This window comes from Paraburkholderia kirstenboschensis, from assembly GCF_904848585.1.
Lineage (GTDB): Bacteria > Pseudomonadota > Gammaproteobacteria > Burkholderiales > Burkholderiaceae > Paraburkholderia > Paraburkholderia kirstenboschensis.
In genome coordinates, this window is the sequence record NZ_CAJHCR010000022.1 from 16,242 (window position 1) to 37,378 (window position 21,137).

A 21,137-nucleotide genomic window follows, 5' to 3' on the forward strand; every position below is an offset into this window, starting at 1 on the left:
AGGCGATGTTCGGCGAGAAGTTTCGGGATCGGCAAAAGCCGATGGTGCTCGTGCTGGGACTGGGTGAATCCGGTCTCGCGATGGCGCGCTGGTGCGCGCGGCACGGCTGTCGGCTGCGTGTGGCCGATACGCGCGAAGTACCGCCGAATCTGTCCGCACTGGAAGCGCATGGCGTCGACGCTGCGTTCGTCGGCGGCCCGTTTTCTCCCGTATTGCTCGAAGGCGTCGAACTCGTTGCGATCAGCCCGGGTTTGTCGCCGCTCGCCGCCGACCTGCTGCCGCTGATCACCGCGGCCCGCGAGCAGGGCATCCCCGTGTGGGGCGAACTCGAACTGTTCTCGCAAGCGCTGAAAACGCTCGGCGAGAGCGGCTACGCGCCGAAAGTCATTGCGATCACCGGCACCAACGGCAAGACGACGACTACCAGCCTCACGGGCCTGCTTTGCGAACGTGCGGGCAAGAAGGTCGCGGTGGCGGGCAACATCAGCCCCGCGTTGCTCGACAAACTGAGCGAAGCGATCGACAACACCGCGCTGCCCGACGTGTGGGTGCTCGAACTGTCGAGCTTCCAGCTCGAAACCGCGCATACGTTCGAGCCGGACGCCGCGGCGATTCTCAACATCACGCAGGATCACCTCGACTGGCATGGCGGCCTCGACGCATACGCCGCCGCGAAGGGCCGGATCTTCGGTACACAAACGGTGCGCGTGCTCAATCGCGACGACGCGCGCGTGATGGCGCTCGCGCCTTCCGAGGCTAGCGACGCGGCAGTCGTGACCTTCGGCGTAACCGAACCCAAGAGCGACGGCGACTACGGTCTGCTGCGCGATAACGGCATGATCTGGCTCGTCGAAGCGCACGATCTCGACGTGAGCGACGAACCCGCGCCGAAGCGTCGTCGCAAGAACGAAGCAGTCACGCCCCCGAACATTGCGCTCAAGCGCCTGATGCCGGCGGACGCCTTGCGCATTCGCGGACTGCATAACGCGGCCAACGCGCTTGCCGCCTATGCGCTCGCTCGCGCAATCGGCCTGCCCGGCGCGCGGCTTTTGCATGGCTTGCGCGAGTATCACGGCGAGCCGCATCGCGTGGAGCTGATTGCGTCGATCGACGGCATTGATTACGTCGACGACAGCAAGGGCACCAACGTCGGCGCGACGGTTGCCGCACTCGACGGTCTTGCGCAGCGCGTCGTGCTGATTGCTGGCGGCGACGGCAAGGGCCAGGACTTCGAGCCGCTTGCCGCGCCGGTCATGCGCTGGTGCCGCGCGGTGATGCTGATTGGCCGTGACGCGCCGCGGATTCGCGCGGCGCTCGAGGAAACCGGCATCGCGATGACCGACCACGCCACGCTCGAAGAAGCGACGCGTGCGGCGACCGCGCTTGCGCAGCCGGGCGATGCCATCCTGTTGTCACCGGCTTGCGCGAGCTTCGACATGTTCAAGGGTTATGCGCATCGTGCGGCGGTGTTTCGCAGCACGGTAGAAGAAATCGCGGCCGAACGGGGGACGATGATATGAGCTGGTCCGAACGATTCGGTTCACGCGCCTCGGCCAACGGCGACTCGGCGGGCGCCACGCGCGTTGCCGGCCGCACGGGCGGCAGCGGTCTCGCGAGCGCCGTCAACGGCGTGCGGCCGTTGCGCTCGCGCATGCTCGACTACGATCACTCGCTGTTGTGGGTGGTCGTCGCGCTGCTCGGGCTTGGCGTGGTGATGGTGTATTCGGCGTCGATTGCGATGCCGGACTCGCCCAAGTACGCGTCGTACCGCGACTATGCGTTCCTCGTGCGTCAGATCATTTTCGTGGTCATGGGCGCAGTGGTCGGCGTCGTGGCGTTCCGCGTTCCGATTTCGACGTGGGACAAATACGCGCCCAAGCTCTTCCTGATTTCGCTCGTCGCTCTGGTGATCGTGCTGATTCCGCACGTCGGCAAGGGCGTGAACGGCGCGCGCCGCTGGATTCCGCTCGGCATCACGAACATGCAGCCGTCCGAAATCATGAAGCTCGCGGTGACGATCTACGCGGCGAACTACACGGTACGCAAGCAGGAATACATGCACAGCTTCGCCAAAGGCTTTCTGCCGATGGCGATGGCGGTTGGTTTCGTCGGCGCGTTGCTGCTGCTCGAACCGGACATGGGCGCGTTCATGGTGATCGCGGCGATTGCGATGGGCCTGCTGTTTCTCGGCGGCGTGAACGGCAAGCTGTTCGGCGGGCTTGTCGCAACGGCGGTCGGCACGTTCAGTTTGCTGGTGTGGGCATCGCCTTGGCGGCGCGAGCGGATCTTTGCGTACCTCGATCCGTGGGACGACCGTTACGCGCAGGGCAAAGCTTATCAATTGACGCACTCGCTGATCGCGTTCGGCCGCGGCGAGTGGTTCGGCGTAGGTCTCGGCGGCAGCGTCGAGAAGCTCAATTATCTGCCGGAAGCGCATACCGACTTCATCCTCGCGGTGATCGGCGAGGAACTCGGCTTTATCGGCGTGCTCGTCGTGATCCTGATGTTCTATTGGATCGTGCGCCGCGCATTCGAGATCGGCCGTCAGGCGCTCGCGCTCGACCGCACGTTCGCGGGTCTGGTCGCCAAGGGCGTCGGCATCTGGTTCGGCGCGCAGACGTTCATCAACATGGGCGTGAACCTCGGCTTGCTTCCGACCAAGGGCCTGACGTTGCCGCTCGTCAGCTATGGCGGCTCGGGCATTTTGTTGAACTGCGTCGCGGTCGCGGTTTTGATGCGCGTCGACTACGAAAACCGTGTGTTGATGCGTGGGGGGAAGGTATGACCCTCACGCAGCAACGCACGCTGATGGTGATGGCCGGCGGCACCGGGGGACACGTGTTCCCCGGGCTCGCGGTCGCGCATCTGATGCAGGCGTGGGGCTGGAAGGTCGTATGGCTTGGCAACCCTGCCGGCATGGAAGCCACGCTCGTGCCGAAGCATGGCATTCCGATGGAATACGTACGCTTTGGCGGACTGCGCGGCAAGGGCCTGAAGACCAAGCTGATGTTGCCGCTGAATCTGCTGCGCGCATGCACGCAGAGCCTCGGCGTGCTGCGTCGTGTGAAGCCGGATGTCGTGCTCGGCATGGGCGGTTACATCACGTTTCCGGCGGGATTGATGACTGCATTGAGCGGCCGTCCTCTCGTGCTGCATGAACAGAATTCGATCGCGGGCCTCGCGAACAAGGTCCTCGCGAAGCTCGCCAAGCGCGTGCTGGTTGCGTTTCCGAATGCGTTGCCGCACGGCGAATGGACCGGTAATCCGATTCGTGCGGAACTTGCGCGCGCGATTGCGCCCAAAGCACGCTATGCAGAACGCAACGGTCCGCTGAATGTGCTGGTGGTAGGTGGGAGTCTTGGCGCCGCGGCGCTCAACGAAGTGGTGCCGCGCGCGGTCGCGCTGCTTGGTGCGAACGAACGGCCGCGCATCGTGCATCAGGCTGGCGCCAAGCATATCGACGCGCTGCGTGAGAACTACGCGGCAGCCGGCTTGCAAACGGGCGCGGACGTGCAACTCGTGCCGTTCATCGACGACATGACGAGCGCTTATGCGAAGGCCGATCTCGTGATTTGCCGCTCGGGCGCAATGACGGTGTCCGAGATTTCAGCAGTAGGCGTGGCCGCGTTGTTCGTGCCGTTCCCGTATGCGGTGGACGATCATCAAACCACTAATGCAGCGTTTCTCGCCGATAACGGCGCGGCGCTGGTCGTGCAGCAACGCGATCTGTCGGCGGAAAAACTCGCCGACTGGTTGCGCAGCCAGACGCGGGCAAGTCTCGCGGAGATGGCGGAGCGTTCGCGCTCGCTCGCGAAACCCGACGCCACGGAACAGGTCGCGCAGATTTGCGCGACTGTGGCGGGTTCGATTTCGGGCGCGAGCCCAGAAGGAAAGCAATGAAACACATCGTCAAACATATTCACTTTGTCGGCATCGGCGGTGTCGGCATGAGCGGCATCGCGGAGGTGCTAGTCAACCTCGGCTATCAGGTAAGCGGCTCGGATCTGTCGAGCAATGCCGTTACGGATCGACTCGCCGCGCTCGGCGCGCGTATTTCGATCGGTCATGCGGCGGAGAACATAGAAGGTGCTAACGCGGTGGTCGTCTCGACCGCCGTACGCAGCGACAACCCCGAAGTGCTCGCGGCGCGTCATCGCCGTATTCCGATCGTGCCGCGCGCGGTGATGCTCGCAGAACTGATGCGCCTGAAGCAGGGCATTGCGATTGCCGGCACGCACGGCAAGACCACGACCACGTCGCTGGTGGCAAGCGTGCTCGCCGCGGGCGGGCTCGATCCGACCTTCGTGATTGGCGGCAGGCTGATCAGCGCGGGCGCGAATGCGCGGCTCGGCACGGGCGATTTCATCGTCGCCGAAGCGGACGAGTCGGACGCGTCGTTCCTGAATCTGTTTCCGGTGATCGAAGTCATCACGAACATCGACGCCGATCACATGGACACCTACGGGCACGACTTCGCGCGGCTCAAGCAGGCGTTCATCGAATTCACGCACCGTCTGCCGTTTTACGGCATCGCGGTGCTGTGCGTCGACGATCCGAACGTGAAGGAGATTCTGCCGTTCGTGTCGAAGCCCATCATCCGCTACGGCTTCGCGCCCGATGCGCAGGTGCGCGCGGTCAACGTGCAAGCGCGCGACGGCAAGATGCATTTCACGGCGATGCGCGAAGACGCGCCGCCGATGGACATCGTGTTGAACCTGCCGGGCGAGCACAACGTGCAGAACGCGTTGGCCGCCATCGCCATTGCGACTGAACTCGAAGTGAAAGATGCCGACATCCAGCGTGCGCTGGCGGACTTCAACGGCGTGGGCCGGCGTTTTCAGCGCTACGGCGAAGTGCCCGTCGTCGGGGAAGGCAACGCGTCGGGCGCTTACACGCTGGTCGACGACTACGGTCATCACCCGGTCGAAATGGCGGCAACGGTCGCGGCGGCGCGCGGTGCGTTCCCCGGGCGGCGTCTGGTGCTCGCGTTCCAGCCGCACCGCTTCACGCGCACTCGTGACTGTTTCGAGGATTTCGTAAAGGTGCTGTCGACGGTGGACGCACTCGTGCTGACCGAAGTCTATTCGGCGGGCGAGGCGCCTATCGTCGCGGCGGACGGCCGTGCGCTCGCGCGCGCGTTGCGCGTGGCGGGCAAGGTGGAGCCCGTGTTCGTCGATACGGTGGACGAAGTGCCGGACGCGCTCGCAGCACTGGTGCGCGACGGCGATGTAGTGATCACGATGGGCGCGGGTTCGATCGGCAGTGTGCCGGGTCGCCTCGCTCTCGAAACGAAGGTGTGAGATGAGCAGTATCCAGTCAGATCAACTCGCTAAACGATTCGGCAAAGTGGCCGTGCTGCTCGGTGGAAATTCCGCTGAGCGCGAGGTGTCGCTCAATTCCGGGCGTCTCGTGCTGCAAGGTCTGCGCGACGCCGGCGTCGACGCGCATGCGTTCGATCCGGCCGAGCGTCCGCTTGCCGCGTTGAAGGAAGAAGGTTTCGTGCGCGCGTTCAATGCGCTGCACGGCGGTTATGGCGAAAACGGCCAGATCCAGGGCGCGCTCGATTTTTACGGCATCAAGTACACGGGCAGCGGCGTGCTGGGTTCGGCGCTCGGGCTCGATAAATTCCGCACCAAGCTCGTGTGGCAGCAACTCGGTATTCCGACGCCGCCGTTCGAAGCCGTGCTGCGCGGCGACGACTACGAAGCGCGTGCAAAAGATATCGTCGCGAAGCTCGGTTTGCCGCTTTTCGTGAAGCCGGCAAGCGAAGGGTCGAGCGTCGCGGTCATCAAGGTGAAAAGCGCCGACGCACTGCCGGCAGCGCTCGTCGAAGCGGTGAAGTACGACAGGATTGTCGTGGTCGAGAAGAGTATCGAAGGCGGCGGCGAATATACGGCGTGCATCGCGGGCAACCTGGATTTGCCGGTGATCCGCATCGTGCCGGCCGGCGAGTTCTACGACTATCACGCGAAGTACATCGCGAACGACACGCAGTATCTGATTCCGTGCGGTCTGACGCCCGACGACGAAGCGCGTTTGAAAGTGCTGGCGCGCCGTGCGTTCGACGTTCTCGGCTGCACCGATTGGGGCCGCGCCGACTTCATGCTGGACGCCGACGGCAATCCGTATTTCCTGGAAGTGAATACGGCGCCCGGCATGACCGATCACTCGCTGCCGCCGAAAGCGGCGCGCGCAGTGGGCATCAGCTATCAGGAACTGGTTGTCGGCGTATTGGCGCTGACGCTCAAGGATTAACGGGCAGCACTAACCGAAGCACTAACCGGGGCAACCCGAAAGCAACACCATGTGGAACAACGTTCGCCAGCTCAATTTCGCCGCCAACGCATTGCATGCGTTGCTGGTGCTCGTGCTGCTGGCGGCAGGCGGTTACTGGCTGATCCAGCGCCCGAATTTTGCGCTGCACGAAATACAGATCGACGGCGATACCGAGCACATCAATTCGCCGACTGTGCGCGCAGGCGTGGTTGGGCGGCTGAAGGGCAACTTCTTCACGGTCGATCTCGACGTCGCGCGCCAGGCGTTCGAGCAGATGCCGTGGGTGCGTCACGCGAGCGTGCGGCGAGTCTGGCCGAATGCGCTCGCTGTCACGCTCGAAGAGTACAAACCGCTTGGCACGTGGGGCAGCGATCAACTGGTGAGCGTCGACGGCGATCTGTTCACCGCGAACCAGGGCGAACTCGAACAGGACCTGCCCGCGTTCGACGGCCCGGACGGTACGGCGAAAGAAGTGGTCGCGCGTTATCACGACTTTCAGAAGTGGTTCGCGCCGCTTGGCGCCACGCCCGAAGAAGTGACGCTGTCGCCGCGTTACGCGTGGACGGTCAAGCTGTCGAACGGCATGCAGGTGGAGTTGGGGCGCGAGCGCAATCAGGACACGCTGCTCGATCGGAGCAAGCGCCTAACCGCGGCCTGGAACGCGGTGACGCAACGTTGGGGAAAGGATATCGAGTATGCGGACTTGCGCTATCCGAACGGTTTCGCGATTCGTGCCGCTGGCATGCGCTTTATCAGCGAACCCGACAAGGGCAAGAAGTAAACGGACATCACACGCAATGAGCACGCTATGAGTAAAGACTATAAAGATCTGCTGGTCGCCCTCGACATCGGGACGTCGAAGGTGGTGGCCATCGTCGCCGAGCTGAAGGGCGAAGGTCACTACGAGGTGATCGGCCTCGGCCAGAGCGAATCGAAGGGGCTCAAAAAAGGCGTGGTGGTGAATATCGAAGCCACCGTGCAGTCCATTCAGCGCGCGCTCGAAGAAGCCGAGCTGATGGCCGACTGCAAGATCACGAACGTCTTCACCGGAATTGCCGGCAGCCATATCCGCAGCTTCAATTCGAGCGGCATGGTGGCGATCAAGGAGAAGGAAGTCACGCAGGCGGATGTGGCGCGCGTGATCGAAACGGCGAAAGCGATCAACATTCCGACCGATCAGCAGGTGCTGCATATCCTCACGCAGGAATTCATCATCGACGGTCAGGAAGATGTGCGCGAGCCGATCGGCATGAGCGGCATTCGCCTCGAAGTGAAGGTGCATATCGTCACCGGCGCGGTGAGCGCGGCGCAGAACATCGTGAAGTGCGTGCGCCGCTGCGGGCTCGAAGTGAACGATCTGATTCTGCAGCCGCTCGCGTCGTCGCTCGCGGTGCTGACGGAAGACGAAAAGGAACTGGGCGTGGTGCTGGTCGACATCGGCGGCGGCACGACGGACATTGCGATTTTCAGCGAAGGCGCGATCCGTCATACGGCGGTGATTCCAATTGCCGGCGACCAGATCACGAGCGACATCGCCATGGCCTTGCGCACGCCGACGCCCGACGCGGAAGACATCAAGGTGGACTACGGCATCGCCAAACAGGCGCTGGCCGATCCGGACGAAATGATCGAAGTGCCGGGTCTCGGCGAGCGCGGCCCGCGCACGCTGTCGCGCCAGGCGCTGGCGGCGGTCGTCGAGCCGCGTGTCGAAGAACTGTTTTCGCTCGTGCAGCAGGTGGTGCGCGAGTCGGGTTACGAGGAACTGCTGAGCTCGGGCGTGGTGCTGACCGGTGGCGCGTCGATGATGCTCGGCATGGTCGAACTGGGTGAAGACATTTTCCTGAAGCCGGTGCGTATCGGCGTGCCGGAATACGCGGGCGGTCTTGCCGACGTGGTGCGCAACCCGCGCTATTCGACGGCGATGGGTCTGCTCGTCGAAGGACGCTCGCAACGCATGCGCGGCCGCAAGGTCGCGGTGCAGTCCGGTTCCATGGGACAGGTGTTCACGCGCATGAAGGACTGGTTCCTCGGCAACTTTTAACGAATCTGTTTTACCGAGCAAGTTTCAACGGGTTTTCGACAGCTTGAGAAATACGCGCTGGTGCCGGCGGCTGGCGCGCGACAGGAGGTTGCCCGATCTCTTGCCGAATAACGGCCGAGTGGCTGAATTTTTTATCTTGACGGAGGCAACATGGAATTCCAGATGCTGGAAACCGAAACGAACGGCACCATCATCAAGGTGGTCGGAGTAGGTGGCGCTGGCGGCAATGCCGTTCAGCACATGATCAACAAGGGCGTGCAAGGCGTCGACTTCATCGTGATGAACACGGACGCACAGGCTTTGTCGCGTTCGCGCGCCACCGCGGTGATCCAGTTGGGCAACACGGGTTTGGGCGCCGGCGCCAAGCCGGAAATGGGCCACGCCGCAGCGCAGGAAGCACGTGAGCGCATCGCCGACGCATTGCGCGGCGCGCACATGGTCTTCATCACGGCCGGCATGGGCGGCGGCACGGGCACGGGCGCAGCACCCGTGGTCGCGCAGATCGCGAAGGAAATGGGGATCTTGACCGTTGGCGTGGTCAGCAAGCCGTTCGAATTCGAAGGCGGCAAGCGCATGCGTGTGGCAGAAGCCGGTTCGCAGCAACTGGAGGATCACGTCGACTCGCTGATCGTCGTCCTGAACGACAAGCTGTTCGAGGTGATGGGCGATGACGCCGAGATGGACAAGTGCTTCCAGTGCGCAGACGACGTTCTGAACAACGCAGTTGCCGGCATCGCGGAAATCATCAACGTCGACGGTCTGGTGAACGTCGACTTCGAAGACGTGAAGACGGTGATGGGCGAGCAGGGCAAGGCAATGATGGGCACGGCGACGGTTGCCGGCGTCGATCGCGCGCGTCTCGCTGCCGAGCAGGCTGTTGCAAGCCCGCTGCTGGAAGGCGTGGATCTGTCGGGCGCGCGTGGCGTGCTGGTGAACATCACGTCGAGCCGTTCGCTGCGTCTGTCGGAAACGCGCGAAGTGATGAACACCATCAAGAGCTATGCGGCAGAAGACGCTACCGTGATCTTCGGCGCGGTGTACGACGATGCAATGGGCGACGCGCTGCGCGTGACGGTCGTGGCAACGGGTCTCGGCCGTGCGGCGAAGAAGCAGCAATCGGCACCCATGACGCTGCTGCGCACCGGTACCGACAATCAGCCGATCAGCACGGCGCACGCTGCCTACGCAACGCCGTCGCACGCGAGCACCGCCGACTACGGCGCGCTGGACACGCCGGCTGTGTGGCGCACGTCGCGCGACACCGCGGCTTCGCACGTGCAGGCGCTGCAGGAGAAGGGCGTCGACACGTACGACATTCCGGCATTCCTGCGTAAGCAGGCGGACTGAGCGCACGGGCAGGCTTTCGCTGCCTCGCCTTTTGATAGGCGTTGGCGGACGAATGCACGAGCGTGGCGGGTGAACGGCAAACAAGCCGCGTATCGTCGGATTCGCGGCAAGGACAAGTGCCCTCTTCGGAAAACGAAGCGGCTTGGGCAACTGTCGCCGATTCACTGCGACACGATGACGTGCGAGAGACGCTTCGCATCGATGCAAAGGACTGAGCATGATTCAAGCTGGTGACAAGCTGCCCGACGCAACGCTCTTCGAGTATGTCGAAGACGAGCGCGCGGGCTGCACGATCGGGCCTAATAGCTTCGACGTGCGCGAGCAGACGGCGGGCAAGCGCGTGGTGATCTTCGGATTGCCTGGCGCGTTCACGCCGACCTGTTCTGCCAAACATGTACCGGGTTATGTCGAACACGCCGAGCAGTTGCGCGCGCTGGGCGTCGACGAAATCTGGTGTGTGTCCGTGAACGACGCGTTCGTGATGGGCGCGTGGGGACGCGATCTGCACGCCTCGGGCAAGGTGCGCATGATGGCGGATGGCAGTGCGGCTTTCACACGAGCGCTCGGTCTCGAGCAGGATTTGTCGGCGCGCGGCATGGGGATCCGTTCCCAGCGCTACGCGATGGTTGTCGACGACGGCGTGGTCAAGACGCTGAACGTCGAGGCTGCCGGCAAATTCGAAGTGAGCGATTCAAGGAGTATCCTCGTTACGTTGAGCTAGTTATGGCGGCGTCATCACCGTTGGCGCGGCACGCGGCGAACCGCGTTGTACCGCGGCAACAGTGAGCGCGACGCTTTGTGACAGGCCGTTACGCGGGCCGACAACCGGAAACGCCTCCGTTCCGGACGTCGGCCCGTCACGCTTTCCCTCACGGGCGCCCAATGAATAATTCGGGTAACGCAGCGAAACAGATTGATACGTTCCGTGCGAAGACGCTCCTTAGGGTTATGGAGTATAATTCGTGCTATGGAACAAAAAGTCCCGATTGGGATTTTCAATCGAATAAAAGATCACCATGTTGAAGCAGCGCACCATCAAATCAATCGTCAAGACGGTCGGCATCGGTTTGCACTCCGGCCGTAAAGTCGACCTGACGCTTCGCCCGGCAGCGCCGGACACGGGCATTGTGTTTTCGCGCGTGGATTTGCCCACGCCGGTAGACATTCCCGCGTCGGCAATGGCCATTGGCGATACGCGTCTCGCTTCCGTGTTGCAGAAAGACGGCGCGCGCGTCTCGACTATCGAGCATTTGATGTCCGCTTGCGCCGGTCTCGGCATCGACAACCTTTATGTCGACGTCACCGCTGAAGAGATTCCGATCATGGACGGTAGCGCCGGCTCGTTCGTGTTTCTGATTCAATCGGCGGGAATCGAAGAGCAGAACGCCGCGAAGAAATTCATCAAGGTTACCAAACCGGTCGAGATTCGTGACGGCGACAAATTCGCCCGGCTCGATCCGTATTTCGGTTTCAAGCTCAAATTCACGATTGATTTCCGTCACCCGGCTGTCGATAAAACCGGCCAGGCGCTCGAAGTCGATTTCGCCAATACGTCGTACGTGCGCGAAATCGCTCGTGCACGCACGTTCGGTTTCGCGCATGAAGTGGAAATGATGCGTGAGTTGGGACTCGCCCGCGGCGGCAGCATGGACAACGCGATCGTGCTCGACGAGTACCGCATTCTGAACAACGACGGTCTGCGTTACGACGACGAGTTCGTCAAACACAAGATGCTCGACGCGATTGGCGACCTGTATGTGGTCGGCCATCCGTTGCTGGCTTCGTACAACGCTTACAAGTCGGGCCACGGCCTGAACAATGCACTTCTGCGCGAGTTGCTCGCGCATGAAGATTCGTACGAGATCGTCACGTTCGACGACACGCGCAAGGCGCCGCGCGGCTTTGCTTATGAGACGCAGACGGCTTTTGCGTAAAGAATTAACGTCACATCTTCGGTGAAATTTCCGAAGCGAACGCGCGAAAAATAAGCGGCTCAAACGAGCCGCTTTTTCTTTTGTTCAGCGATTTCTCCGATGCCGCGCCGCCATTTTCGCCAACGCTTCCTGCAACGGGGAGGGCGCTAGTGATTCGCTCAGCGCGTGTAGCGCGTCGGCACCGGCAGGCGTCATGCGCGCCTGCTTGACCGGAGGCGGCTCCTTCGCGGGTTGCGGCCGCACCCGGATGCGCAACGCATTGACGGGCCAGCCGCGCTGCTGCAGGTCCGACAGCAACCGCGGCTCGAGATGCCGCAGCCGCGCGGCCAGCGCGTTGTGGGCGGCGAAAAGCGCCAGCACGCCTTCCTTGATAAAGCTCGGTTCCACGCTCGTGGCCAGATAATCGGGCAGCAGTTCCCGCAGGTCTTTCTCCAAGGCGGCAATCTGCTCGACGCCCGCCCGCAGCGCGGCAAAAGCGTCGGTGCGATTGAGCACTTCGGCTACCGGCTGGGGTCGGCGCACGTTGAACTGCTTTGGCGGCGGCCTTGAAAAAGAGGGGAAACGGCTCATGTTTGACAGTGGCGGCGCGTTCGCACCCAATGCGCGAACACGCCCCGATTGTACCGCGCGGGATGCACGCAGACCCGCCCGTATGTACGCCGTCGAAGCTCGGCGCGGCGGGCTTCGCTGCCTTGCCGGCGTCGCGCTGGAGACATCAGCGTGGGCGGGGGCGCGTGCTAAAATGCCCGATTCGGTGCGACACGCATGCTCGTGTCCGGCTGCTCCACGTTACGGAGCATCGACTAGAGGGTTATTGAGGTAACTCACCATGCCCTCCGCAGGCGGCCCCCTTGTGGGCCGCACTTTAGGAAGCAGATGCAACCCTATGGGAAGCATCCTTGTAGTGAAATTGGAAACCGGAGCAATCAGCCGGGAACCTTGTTGCATGGGCCTGATTACCGTCAGGTCCCGCCCAGTCAGCGGCTTCACCTCCGCCGACAGGGCGGGGTGATGTTTGCAATTCCCGAGCCTTCAGGCAAGGGTTTCGCTAAACGATACGAGCGAAAGCTCGGTGTGTCATTGTTCGGCCTCGTTTGTTGGACGACGAGGGTAGTGAACCTGCTGTACGACCAGCAGTAGCCTAGGGAGACATGCGCCACTGGCAACGGTGGGGTGTGAAGCTCTTCTGACAATGTAGCCCCCGGACGTTTCGGGCAGATTGGTTCCGCGAGGAGGCGGTCTGGATACTCCTAGCAGCAAGGGGGTAAGGCGCTAGGCTGGCTGATAGGGTTAACGGAAGTGAACTGCTGATAAACCTCGTTAGCATTGTGTGCCAAAGCTGCTGATAGGCACTGACCAAAAAGGTATGCGGTTGGATAGCCCGCTCGAATCTCGGGTTACGTCGTTCGTGATACCGCCGGGGAATAGGCAGAACCTAAGTCAGTCGTGTGACATGCCGGGAACGTGGTAAGCCTGTATGGTTGCCAGCGCAGTAAGGCTGGCAGGCGAACCGCAAGGGACGCTGTTGATTGTGCAGGTATGGGAGGACGGAAAAAGCGAAAGCCGGGCTGTAATGGTTCGGATAGGGGTTGGAACATCACCCCACGCGAAAGCGGGCAGACTTCCGTCTGGTCTACCGTCGCAAGACGGCTGACTACCCTCTGTAACTTGGTCAGATGCAGGTGCATGCGCCTGCATTGAGTTTTGTTGTTCCCCAGCGGGGTGTATCTGCCCCGCTGGGGGAGATGCGCCTTCTGTCTGGGGACTTTTCCAGGTAGGAGAGCAGCATGAAAGTATCTGGTCGAAAGACCGGATCTGCGCTTTCCCACGCGCCGGACAACTGGTACGCCATAGATTGGCAACGGGTTGAGCGGAACGTGAGAGGGATGCAGATTCGAATTGCGAAGGCGACGCGGGAAAGCGATTGGCGAAGGGTGAAAGCCCTGCAACGGATGCTGACCCGCACGTTGTCTGCGAAGCTGTATGCGGTACGACGTGTTACGCAAAACCAGGGTGCGCGAACGGCTGGAGTCGATCGCGAGCTATGGGATTCGCCTGACAGCCGGTGGGAAGCCATCGGCAGGTTGAAGCGGCGCGGATACAAGCCTCTGCCATTACGGAGAGTCTTTATCCCCAAGGCCAATGGGAAGGAACGCCCTCTGGGCATTCCGACCATGCGGGACAGGGCGATGCAAGCTCTGCATCTGCTGGCTTTGGAGCCAGTATCGGAGTCGACGAGTGATCTGAATTCTTACGGGTTCAGGCTAAATCGTTCGACAGCTGATGCGATGGCCCAAATCCGCGTTTGTATGTCCCAAGAGGCTTCTGCCAAATGGGTCCTCGAAGCGGATATCAAGGGCTGCTTTGACCACATCAGTCATGACTGGTTGGAAAATAATGTCCTGATGGACAGAGTAATCCTCCGGAAATGGTTGAAGGCTGGCCTGATTTATAAGGGGCAGCTACAGGCGACTGAGGCCGGTACGCCGCAGGGAGGCATCATCTCCCCGACGTTGGCAAACGTAACGCTGAATGGGCTGGAGCGAGAACTGGAAGTGCACCTCGGTGCAAAACTAGGGATCATGAAAGCTCGAAGGCTCAAAGTGAATGTGGTGCGGTACGCGGACGACTTTGTAATCACCGGCGACTCGCGTGAGTTGCTGGAGTGCGAGGTCCGACCTTGGGTAGAGGCATTCCTTGCGGTTCTGGGACTGCAGTTATCGGAGGAGAAGACGCGGATCACTCACATTGACGACGGCTTCGATTTCCTTGGGTGGAATTTCCGGAAGTACTCGGGAAAGATGCTCATCAAACCGAGCAAGAAGAACGCGAAAGCGTTCTACAGCAAGGTGGCGGAAACGATTCGCAGCAACAAGACGGTGAAGCAGGAGGAGATGATCCGACTGCTAAATCCAATGTTGCGCGGATGGGCGCAGTATCACCATCCGGTTACGGCCAAAAAGGCGTACACCCACATGGAGCATCTGGTGTTCCGGAGGCTCTGGTGGTGGTCCAAGCGGCGACATCCGCGAAAGAGCAGCAGTTGGGTGCGACAGAAGTACTTCCACTCAATCGACGCTCGACAGTGGGTGTTTGCGGTCCGGACGGTTCGAGACGATGGCAGTTGGGGCCTGATGGAGTTGTACCAACTCAGCGGTACGGCGATCAGGAGACACAAGAAGATCCAAGGAGAATTCAATCCCTTTGATCCGAAGTGGGAGCAATATGGCGAGCAACTGCGGCAGACGCGTCTGTGGGATTCGATGCGCTACCGGAAACAGTGGGCAAAGCTGTACATGTCGCAGAGTGGGCTGTGTGCGCACTGCGGCTGTGCCTTGACGGACGAAACAGGCTGGCACGACCATCATCTGGAATATCGGATGCATGGCGGGTCAGACAAGTTGTCCAACCGGGTCTTGCTTCACCCGCACTGTCACCAGCAGGTACACGTTGGTAAACTTGTAGTAACTAAGCCGGTTCTGTCGTAGACAGAACTTTGTTTGTAGATTTGAGCCGTATGCGGGGAAACTCGCACGTACGGTTCTCGGGGGGCCCGATCTTCGTAAGAAGGTCGGGCTACCCGACAATTCACTCTTGGACTAAGCCGCCGAGGCCATTCCGACCCCGGAGCGCGCGTGCTTGAACAGCACGCCGCGACCCAGCCGAAGCCGCGACGCAGACACCGATCCGATGACCACCGGTTTTCTACAGAAGATTTTTGGCAGCCGCAACCAGCGGCTAGTCAAGCAATATCAAAAGACCGTCGCGGCGATCAATGCGCTCGAACCGCAGATCGAGCAATTGACGGACGATCAACTGCGCGCGAAAACGGACGAGTTCCGCCAACGCGTCGCGAGCGGCGAGTCGCTGGATAAACTGCTGCCGGAATCGTTTGCGGTCTGCCGCGAGGCGAGCAAGCGGGTGCTGAAAATGCGCCACTTCGACGTGCAGCTGATCGGCGGCATGGTTCTGCACTACGGCAAGATCGGCGAAATGCGCACCGGCGAAGGCAAGACGCTCGTCGCCACGCTGCCGGTGTATCTGAACGCGCTGTCCGGCCGCGGCGTTCACGTCGTCACGGTGAACGACTACCTCGCCCAGCGCGACGCCGAGTGGATGGCGCGCCTCTACAACTTCCTCGGTATGTCCGTCGGCATCAATCTGTCGCAGATGGACCACGAGATGAAGCAGCAGGCGTACGCCGCCGACATCACGTACGGTACGAACAACGAGTTCGGCTTCGACTACCTGCGCGACAACATGGTGTACGAGCCGGAAGCGCGCGTGCAGCGCGCGCTGAACTTCGCCGTGGTCGACGAGGTGGACTCGATCCTGATCGACGAAGCGCGTACCCCGCTGATCATCTCCGGTCAGGCGGAAGATCACACCGAACTCTACGTGCGCATGAACGCGCTGCCGCCGCTGCTCGAGCGCCAGATCGGCGAAGAGAAGGCCGACGGCACGGGCGTGGAAAAGCCGGGCGACTACACGCTCGACGAAAAAGGCCGTCAGGTGTTCCTGACCGAATCGGGTCACGAGAAAGCCGAACGCCTGCTCGCCGAGTGGGGTCTGATCGGCGAGGGCGAAAGCCTGTACGCGCCGCAGAACATCACGCTGATGCACCACGTGTACGCCGCATTGCGGGCACACACGCTGTTCTACAAAGACCAGCACTACGTGGTGCAGAACGGCGAGGTGATCATCGTCGACGAATTCACCGGCCGTCTGATGGCCGGCCGCCGCTGGTCCGACGGCTTGCACCAGGCTGTCGAGGCGAAAGAGCATGTGAAGATTCAGAGCGAGAACCAGACGCTCGCTTCGATCACGTTCCAGAATTACTTCCGCATGTACGCGAAGCTGTCCGGCATGACCGGCACGGCCGACACCGAAGCGTACGAATTCAACGAGATCTACGGTCTCGAAACGGTCGTGATCCCGACCAACCGTCCGCCCAAGCGGATCGACAAGCAGGATCAGATCTACAAGACCGCCAAGGAACGCTACGACGCGGTGATCCGCGACATCCGCGATTGCTACGAGCGCAGTCAGCCGGTGCTGGTCGGCACCACGTCGATTGAAAATTCGGAACTGCTCTCGCATCTGCTGAAGCAGGCTGGTTTGCCGCACGAAGTGCTGAACGCAAAGCAGCACGCGCGTGAAGCGGAGATCGTCGCGGAAGCCGGTCGTCCGAAGCGCATTACGATCGCCACGAACATGGCAGGTCGCGGCACTGACATCGTGCTCGGCGGCAATGCTGAGAAACAGGCGTCGTTCATCGAACTCGACGAGACAATTCCCGAGGACGAAAAACAGCGTCGCATCCAGAAGCTGCATGACGAATGGCAGGCATTGCACGATCAGGTGAAGGCCGCGGGCGGTCTGCACATCATCGGCACGGAGCGCCACGAATCGCGGCGGATCGACAACCAGTTGCGCGGCCGTGCAGGCCGTCAGGGCGACCCGGGTTCGTCGCGCTTTTATCTGTCGCTGGAAGATCCGCTGCTGCGCATTTTCGCGGGCGACCGTGTGCGCGCGATCATGGACCGCCTGAAGATGCCGGAAGGCGAGGCGATCGAAGCGGGCATCGTCTCGCGTTCCATCGAATCGGCGCAGCGAAAGGTCGAGGCGCGCAACTTCGACATTCGCAAGCAACTGCTCGAATACGACGACGTCTCGAACGATCAGCGCAAGGTGATCTACCAGCAGCGCAATGAACTGCTCGAAGCGAACGACATTACCGAAACGATCGGTGCGATGCGTCATGGCGTGATCGCCGAGATCGTTCATCAGTTCGTGCCGGCGGGCAGCATTGAAGAACAGTGGGACGTGCCGGAACTCGAAGAAGTGCTGCGCAACGAATGGCAGCTCGACCTCGCGATCCAGGAAATGATCAACGAGTCGAACTCGATCACGTCCGACGAGATTCTAGAAGCGGTGCAAGCCGCCGCAGACGAAGCGTACGAGGCCAAGGTCGAACTGGTCGGCCGCGAGTCGTTTAGCGCATTCGAACGTTCCATCATGCTGCAAACGCTAGACCGCAGCTGGCGCGAACATCTCGCCGCGCTGGATCACCTGCGTCAGGGCATCCATCTGCGTGGCTATGCGCAGAAGAACCCCAAGCAGGAATACAAGCGCGAGGCGTTCGAACTGTTCGCCGCCATGCTCGACGCGGTGAAGCTCGAAGTCACTCGCGTGGTGATGAACGTGCAGATCCAGTCGCCCGAGCAGTTGGAGCAGGCGGCCGAACAGCTGGAAGAGCAGGGCGGCCACCTCGAGAACGTCGAGTTCCGTCACGCCGAATTCGCCGAAGCCTCGGCCGCGGCGCCTGCCGCAGCGGAGGCCGCAACCGCTGCGATGATCGGCGACGCGATGAGCCACGGCTCCTCGTCGCAAACGGCGTCGCATGTCGGCGCGGACAACGTGCCGAAGGTCGGCCGGAACGATCCGTGCCCGTGCGGCAGCGGCAAGAAGTACAAGCAGTGTCACGGCAAGATCGCATAATGCCTTGGGCGGCGCGCTTACGAGCGCGCCGCGTCGCTTGGCGCAGTCTTTCTTGCACCGTGTTGTGTTGCTGATTTCGCGGTGGTCCGGCATCTGGCCGAGCTACCAGTTCCGTTTCCCTCAATGCCGGCACTCGCCGGCATTTTCTTCGACAGGTCGCGACCATGGCTGTCAATTTCCCCTCGATCGATCCCGCTCAACTGCATCCCGTCGCCGGCGTCACGCTCGGTTGGGCGGAGGCGAACATTCGCAAGCCGAACCGCAAGGACGTGCTCGTCATTTCCGTCGATGAAGGCGCGACGGTAGGCGGCGTCTTCACGCAGAACCGCTTTTGCGCGGCGCCGGTCACGGTGTGCCGCGAGAATCTGGAGCGCGTGCGCGCCGGCGGCAAGCCAATTCGTGCGCTCGTGATCAACACCGGAAACGCGAACGCGGGCACCGGCGAGCCGGGCCTCGTGGCGGCGCGTGAAACCTGCGCGGAACTCGCGCGCCTCGCCGACATTGCGCCGGAGCAGGTGCTGCCGTTTTCGACGGGCGTGATTCTGGAACCGTTGCCGGTCGATCGTCTTAAGGCGGGTTTGCCGGCCGCGCTCGCGAACCGCAAGGAAGCCAACTGGTACGACGCCGCGCAGGCGATCATGACCACCGACACGCTGCCGAAGGCGACCTCGCGCCAGGTCACGATCGAGGGCCACACGGTCACGCTGACCGGCATCAGCAAGGGCGCCGGCATGATCAAGCCGAACATGGCGACCATGCTCGGTTTCCTCGCGTTCGACGCGGCGCTCGCTCAGCCGGTGCTCGACGCGCTGGTCAAACACGTTGCAGACCGTTCGTTCAACTGCATCACGATCGACGGCGATACGTCGACGAACGATTCGTTCATCCTGATCGCGTCGGGCAAATCGAGCCTGCCGGCGATCACGTCCACCGACTCGCCCGCTTACGCAGCGTTGCGCGACGCGGTGACCGAAGTCGCGCAGACGCTCGCGCAGCTGATCGTGCGCGACGGCGAAGGCGCGACCAAATTCATGACGGTGCAGGTAGAAGGCGGTTCGAGCGCCGGTGAATGCCGGCAGATCGCGTATGCGATCGGCCATTCGCCGCTCGTAAAGACGGCCTTTTATGCATCGGACCCGAACCTCGGCCGCATTCTCGCGGCTATCGGCTATGCCGGCATCGACGATCTCGACGTCGGCAAGATCGATCTGTATCTGGACGACGTGCTGGTCGCGACTGCCGGCGGCCGCAATCCGGCCTACCGTGAAGAAGACGGCCAGCGCGTCATGAAAAAGAGCGAGATCGGCATTCGCGTCGTGCTCGGCCGCGGCAATGCGCAAGCCACGATCTGGACTTGCGATCTGTCGCACGACTACGTGAGCATCAACGCCGACTACCGCTCGTAATCAGGTTCATCATGCGGCCTCTGGCTGCTCACTCATTGTTATGGACAAACTCGAACAGTTTCTGACACGGGCCGAAGCCGTGCTCGTCCGACTGGAAGCGATGCTTCCGCCCGCCGCGCCTGATATCGACTGGGCGGCGGCGGTCGCCTTTCGCTGGCGCAAACGCCAGGGGCGCGGCTACCTGCAGCCAGTGCCGGCCATCTCCGACATTACGCTCGACGATCTGCAAAACATCGATCGTCAGAAAGCGCTGATCGAGCAGAACACGCGCCAATTTGTCCACAAGCTGCCGGCCAATAACGTGCTGTTGACGGGCGCGCGCGGTACCGGCAAGTCGTCGCTGATCAAGGCGTGCCTGAACGCGTATGCGAAAGACGGCTTGCGCCTGATCGAAGTGGACAAAGACGATCTGCACGATCTCGGCGACATCGTCGATCTGATCGCGAAGCGGCCGGAACGCTTCGTGGTGTTTTGCGACGACCTCTCGTTCGAAGACGGCGAGTCGGGCTACAAGGCGCTAAAAGTTGCGCTCGACGGCTCGGTCGCCGCGCAGTCGGACAACGTGCTCATTTACGCGACGTCGAACCGCCGCCATCTGCTGCCGGAGTACATGAGCGACAACGAGACCTACAAGCACACGTCAGATGGTGAGATTCATCCCGGCGAGCTGGTCGAAGAAAAGATCTCGCTGTCAGAACGTTTCGGGCTGTGGGTCAGCTTTTATCCGTTCAAGCAGGACGACTACCTGTCGATCATCGGCCACTGGCTGCGGCATTTCGGCTGCAACGACGCTGAAGTCGAAGCCGCACGCGGTGACGCATTGGTGTGGGCGCTCGAGCGTGGTTCGCGCTCGGGGCGTGTCGCGTGGCAGTTTGCGCGCGACTGGTCCGGCCGGAAATCCGAGGCATGAGCGACGCGCAAACGAACTCGGCCGGTCGTCCGGTGACGGAAGTCGCGGTCGGCGTGCTCGTTCAGCCGGACGGGCGCTATCTGCTCGCGCAGCGTCCGGCGGGCAAGCCGTACGAGGGTTACTGGGAGTTTCCGGGCGGCAAGCTGGAAACGGGCGAATCGGTCGAGGCGGCCCTTGCTCGCGAGCTACACGAAGAGCTGGGCATCGAAGTTGAAGCGTGCCACCTTTGGCATACGCTCGAACACGATTATCCGCATGCTTATGTGCGGCTCTTTTTCTGCAAGGTGACGCAGTGGAAGGGCGAGCCGCACGGCCGCGAAGGTCAGGCGTTTGTGTGGCAAGCGCTGCCGGCCGACGTTGCGCCGCTCCTGCCGGCGACCATTCCCGTGCTGGAATGGCTCGCGGCAGAGAAACGCTGACAGATAGAAGCACGTAATGCTGGCGTTGCTTGATCAATGAGCACTTTTGCAGCGACCGGCGCGTGCGGCCCTTGTGGACCGCCCGGCCTACGTCCCCGCATGCTCAATGCGGGTTGGAGTCGCCGCCGGGCGACTCGTCTGACGGCGCTTCCTGATCGGTCCCGCCGATTTTGTATTTCTCAGCGGCCCAGGCGCCAAGATCGATCTGTTTGCAGCGGTCCGAGCAGAACGGGCGGAAGCGGTTTTCCGCTGTCCAGCGGACGTCCTTTCCGCAAGTGGGGCATTTGACGACGGTTGGCATAC

The 21,137-nt window shown here is 61.9% G+C and carries 17 protein-coding genes; 15 read left to right on the forward strand and 2 right to left on the reverse strand.

The window, feature by feature from the left end:
* Nucleotides 1–5: 5 nt before the first annotated feature.
* The 10 genes from murD (at nucleotide 6) to lpxC (ending at nucleotide 11,598) form a co-directional block, all read left to right on the forward strand.
* Nucleotides 6–1,520: a UDP-N-acetylmuramoyl-L-alanine--D-glutamate ligase gene (gene murD / locus JMY24_RS33350; RefSeq protein ID WP_128595869.1), complete on the forward strand. Its 1,515-nt coding sequence runs from the start codon at nucleotides 6–8 to the stop codon at nucleotides 1,518–1,520.
* A complete protein-coding gene (gene ftsW, locus JMY24_RS33355; RefSeq protein WP_201703671.1) occupies nucleotides 1,517–2,785 on the forward strand; it encodes a putative lipid II flippase FtsW in 1,269 nt (422 codons plus the stop codon). Before murD ends, ftsW begins: the two co-directional genes overlap by 4 nt.
* Complete coding sequence (gene murG / locus JMY24_RS33360; protein WP_128595868.1) at nucleotides 2,782–3,900, forward strand: undecaprenyldiphospho-muramoylpentapeptide beta-N-acetylglucosaminyltransferase; 1,119 nt, start codon at nucleotides 2,782–2,784, stop codon at nucleotides 3,898–3,900. The genes ftsW and murG overlap by 4 nt, the downstream gene beginning before the upstream one ends.
* Nucleotides 3,897–5,300 (forward strand): UDP-N-acetylmuramate--L-alanine ligase, encoded by a 1,404-nt coding sequence (murC, locus tag JMY24_RS33365; protein WP_128590790.1) that lies wholly within the window; start codon nucleotides 3,897–3,899, stop codon nucleotides 5,298–5,300. Before murG ends, murC begins: the two co-directional genes overlap by 4 nt.
* Nucleotide 5,301: 1 nt before the next feature.
* Nucleotides 5,302–6,255, forward strand: a complete 954-nt coding sequence (locus JMY24_RS33370) for a D-alanine--D-alanine ligase (protein WP_201703673.1) — start codon at nucleotides 5,302–5,304, stop codon at nucleotides 6,253–6,255.
* A 49-nt stretch (nucleotides 6,256–6,304) separates the two neighbouring features.
* A complete protein-coding gene (locus JMY24_RS33375; protein WP_128590794.1) occupies nucleotides 6,305–7,057 on the forward strand; it encodes a cell division protein FtsQ/DivIB in 753 nt (250 codons plus the stop codon).
* A gap of 27 nt (nucleotides 7,058–7,084) precedes the next feature.
* On the forward strand, nucleotides 7,085–8,317 hold the full coding sequence (gene ftsA / locus JMY24_RS33380) for a cell division protein FtsA (RefSeq protein WP_012434417.1): 1,233 nt from the start codon (nucleotides 7,085–7,087) through the stop codon (nucleotides 8,315–8,317).
* A gap of 150 nt (nucleotides 8,318–8,467) precedes the next feature.
* Complete coding sequence (gene ftsZ / locus JMY24_RS33385) at nucleotides 8,468–9,664, forward strand: cell division protein FtsZ (RefSeq protein WP_128589007.1); 1,197 nt, start codon at nucleotides 8,468–8,470, stop codon at nucleotides 9,662–9,664.
* A 217-nt stretch (nucleotides 9,665–9,881) separates the two neighbouring features.
* The gene (locus JMY24_RS33390) at nucleotides 9,882–10,385 is read left to right on the forward strand and encodes a peroxiredoxin (protein WP_128595866.1); all 504 of its coding nucleotides are present in this window, start codon (nucleotides 9,882–9,884) and stop codon (nucleotides 10,383–10,385) included.
* A 295-nt stretch (nucleotides 10,386–10,680) separates the two neighbouring features.
* Nucleotides 10,681–11,598, forward strand: coding sequence for a UDP-3-O-acyl-N-acetylglucosamine deacetylase (gene lpxC / locus JMY24_RS33395; protein ID WP_020071227.1), 918 nt, complete (start codon nucleotides 10,681–10,683; stop codon nucleotides 11,596–11,598).
* Between the two features lie 84 nt (nucleotides 11,599–11,682).
* On the opposite strand, the gene JMY24_RS33400 is transcribed toward lpxC, so the two are convergent.
* Complete coding sequence (locus JMY24_RS33400; RefSeq protein WP_128589011.1) at nucleotides 11,683–12,168, reverse strand: DciA family protein; 486 nt, start codon at nucleotides 12,166–12,168, stop codon at nucleotides 11,683–11,685.
* 1,217 nt (nucleotides 12,169–13,385) lie between these two features.
* On the opposite strand from JMY24_RS33400, the gene ltrA reads away from it, so the two are divergent.
* The 5 genes from ltrA (at nucleotide 13,386) to JMY24_RS33425 (ending at nucleotide 20,834) form a co-directional block, all read left to right on the forward strand.
* On the forward strand, nucleotides 13,386–15,086 hold the full coding sequence (gene ltrA, locus JMY24_RS33405; RefSeq protein WP_128595865.1) for a group II intron reverse transcriptase/maturase: 1,701 nt from the start codon (nucleotides 13,386–13,388) through the stop codon (nucleotides 15,084–15,086).
* A gap of 202 nt (nucleotides 15,087–15,288) precedes the next feature.
* Nucleotides 15,289–18,099 (forward strand): preprotein translocase subunit SecA, encoded by a 2,811-nt coding sequence (gene secA, locus JMY24_RS33410; protein ID WP_128595867.1) that lies wholly within the window; start codon nucleotides 15,289–15,291, stop codon nucleotides 18,097–18,099.
* A gap of 164 nt (nucleotides 18,100–18,263) precedes the next feature.
* Nucleotides 18,264–19,505 carry a bifunctional glutamate N-acetyltransferase/amino-acid acetyltransferase ArgJ gene (argJ, locus tag JMY24_RS33415; protein WP_128587568.1) on the forward strand — a complete coding sequence of 414 codons (1,242 nt, stop codon included), beginning with the start codon at nucleotides 18,264–18,266 and terminating at the stop codon, nucleotides 19,503–19,505.
* A gap of 40 nt (nucleotides 19,506–19,545) precedes the next feature.
* On the forward strand, nucleotides 19,546–20,415 hold the full coding sequence (locus JMY24_RS33420) for an ATP-binding protein (RefSeq protein ID WP_128595864.1): 870 nt from the start codon (nucleotides 19,546–19,548) through the stop codon (nucleotides 20,413–20,415).
* A complete protein-coding gene (locus tag JMY24_RS33425) occupies nucleotides 20,412–20,834 on the forward strand; it encodes an NUDIX domain-containing protein (protein ID WP_128595863.1) in 423 nt (140 codons plus the stop codon). Before JMY24_RS33420 ends, JMY24_RS33425 begins: the two co-directional genes overlap by 4 nt.
* A 103-nt stretch (nucleotides 20,835–20,937) precedes the next feature.
* Here JMY24_RS33425 and yacG read toward each other — a convergent pair whose 3' ends face one another.
* Nucleotides 20,938–21,135, reverse strand: a complete 198-nt coding sequence (yacG, locus tag JMY24_RS33430) for a DNA gyrase inhibitor YacG (protein WP_128587561.1) — start codon at nucleotides 21,133–21,135, stop codon at nucleotides 20,938–20,940.
* Between the last annotated feature and the right edge of the window lie 2 nt (nucleotides 21,136–21,137).

Excerpts from the sequence above, each read along its gene's own strand:
- ftsZ (WP_128589007.1), top strand. The coding sequence starts at position 8,468 with ATGGAATTCCAGATGCTGGAAACCGAAACGAACGGCACCATCATCAAG.
- lpxC (WP_020071227.1), top strand. The coding sequence starts at position 10,681 with ATGTTGAAGCAGCGCACCATCAAATCAATCGTCAAGACGGTCGGCATC.
- ltrA (WP_128595865.1), top strand. The coding sequence starts at position 13,386 with ATGAAAGTATCTGGTCGAAAGACCGGATCTGCGCTTTCCCACGCGCCG.
- secA (WP_128595867.1), top strand. The coding sequence starts at position 15,289 with ATGACCACCGGTTTTCTACAGAAGATTTTTGGCAGCCGCAACCAGCGG.
- ftsA (WP_012434417.1), top strand. The coding sequence starts at position 7,085 with ATGAGTAAAGACTATAAAGATCTGCTGGTCGCCCTCGACATCGGGACG.
- JMY24_RS33390 (WP_128595866.1), top strand. The coding sequence starts at position 9,882 with ATGATTCAAGCTGGTGACAAGCTGCCCGACGCAACGCTCTTCGAGTAT.
- ftsW (WP_201703671.1), top strand. The coding sequence starts at position 1,517 with ATGAGCTGGTCCGAACGATTCGGTTCACGCGCCTCGGCCAACGGCGAC.
- JMY24_RS33370 (WP_201703673.1), top strand. The coding sequence starts at position 5,302 with ATGAGCAGTATCCAGTCAGATCAACTCGCTAAACGATTCGGCAAAGTG.
- argJ (WP_128587568.1), top strand. The coding sequence starts at position 18,264 with ATGGCTGTCAATTTCCCCTCGATCGATCCCGCTCAACTGCATCCCGTC.
- murD (WP_128595869.1), top strand. The coding sequence starts at position 6 with ATGTTCGGCGAGAAGTTTCGGGATCGGCAAAAGCCGATGGTGCTCGTG.
- murC (WP_128590790.1), top strand. The coding sequence starts at position 3,897 with ATGAAACACATCGTCAAACATATTCACTTTGTCGGCATCGGCGGTGTC.
- JMY24_RS33375 (WP_128590794.1), top strand. The coding sequence starts at position 6,305 with ATGTGGAACAACGTTCGCCAGCTCAATTTCGCCGCCAACGCATTGCAT.
- JMY24_RS33400 (WP_128589011.1), bottom strand. The coding sequence starts at position 12,168 with ATGAGCCGTTTCCCCTCTTTTTCAAGGCCGCCGCCAAAGCAGTTCAAC.
- murG (WP_128595868.1), top strand. The coding sequence starts at position 2,782 with ATGACCCTCACGCAGCAACGCACGCTGATGGTGATGGCCGGCGGCACC.
- yacG (WP_128587561.1), bottom strand. The coding sequence starts at position 21,135 with ATGCCAACCGTCGTCAAATGCCCCACTTGCGGAAAGGACGTCCGCTGG.
- JMY24_RS33425 (WP_128595863.1), top strand. The coding sequence starts at position 20,412 with ATGAGCGACGCGCAAACGAACTCGGCCGGTCGTCCGGTGACGGAAGTC.
- JMY24_RS33420 (WP_128595864.1), top strand. The coding sequence starts at position 19,546 with ATGGACAAACTCGAACAGTTTCTGACACGGGCCGAAGCCGTGCTCGTC.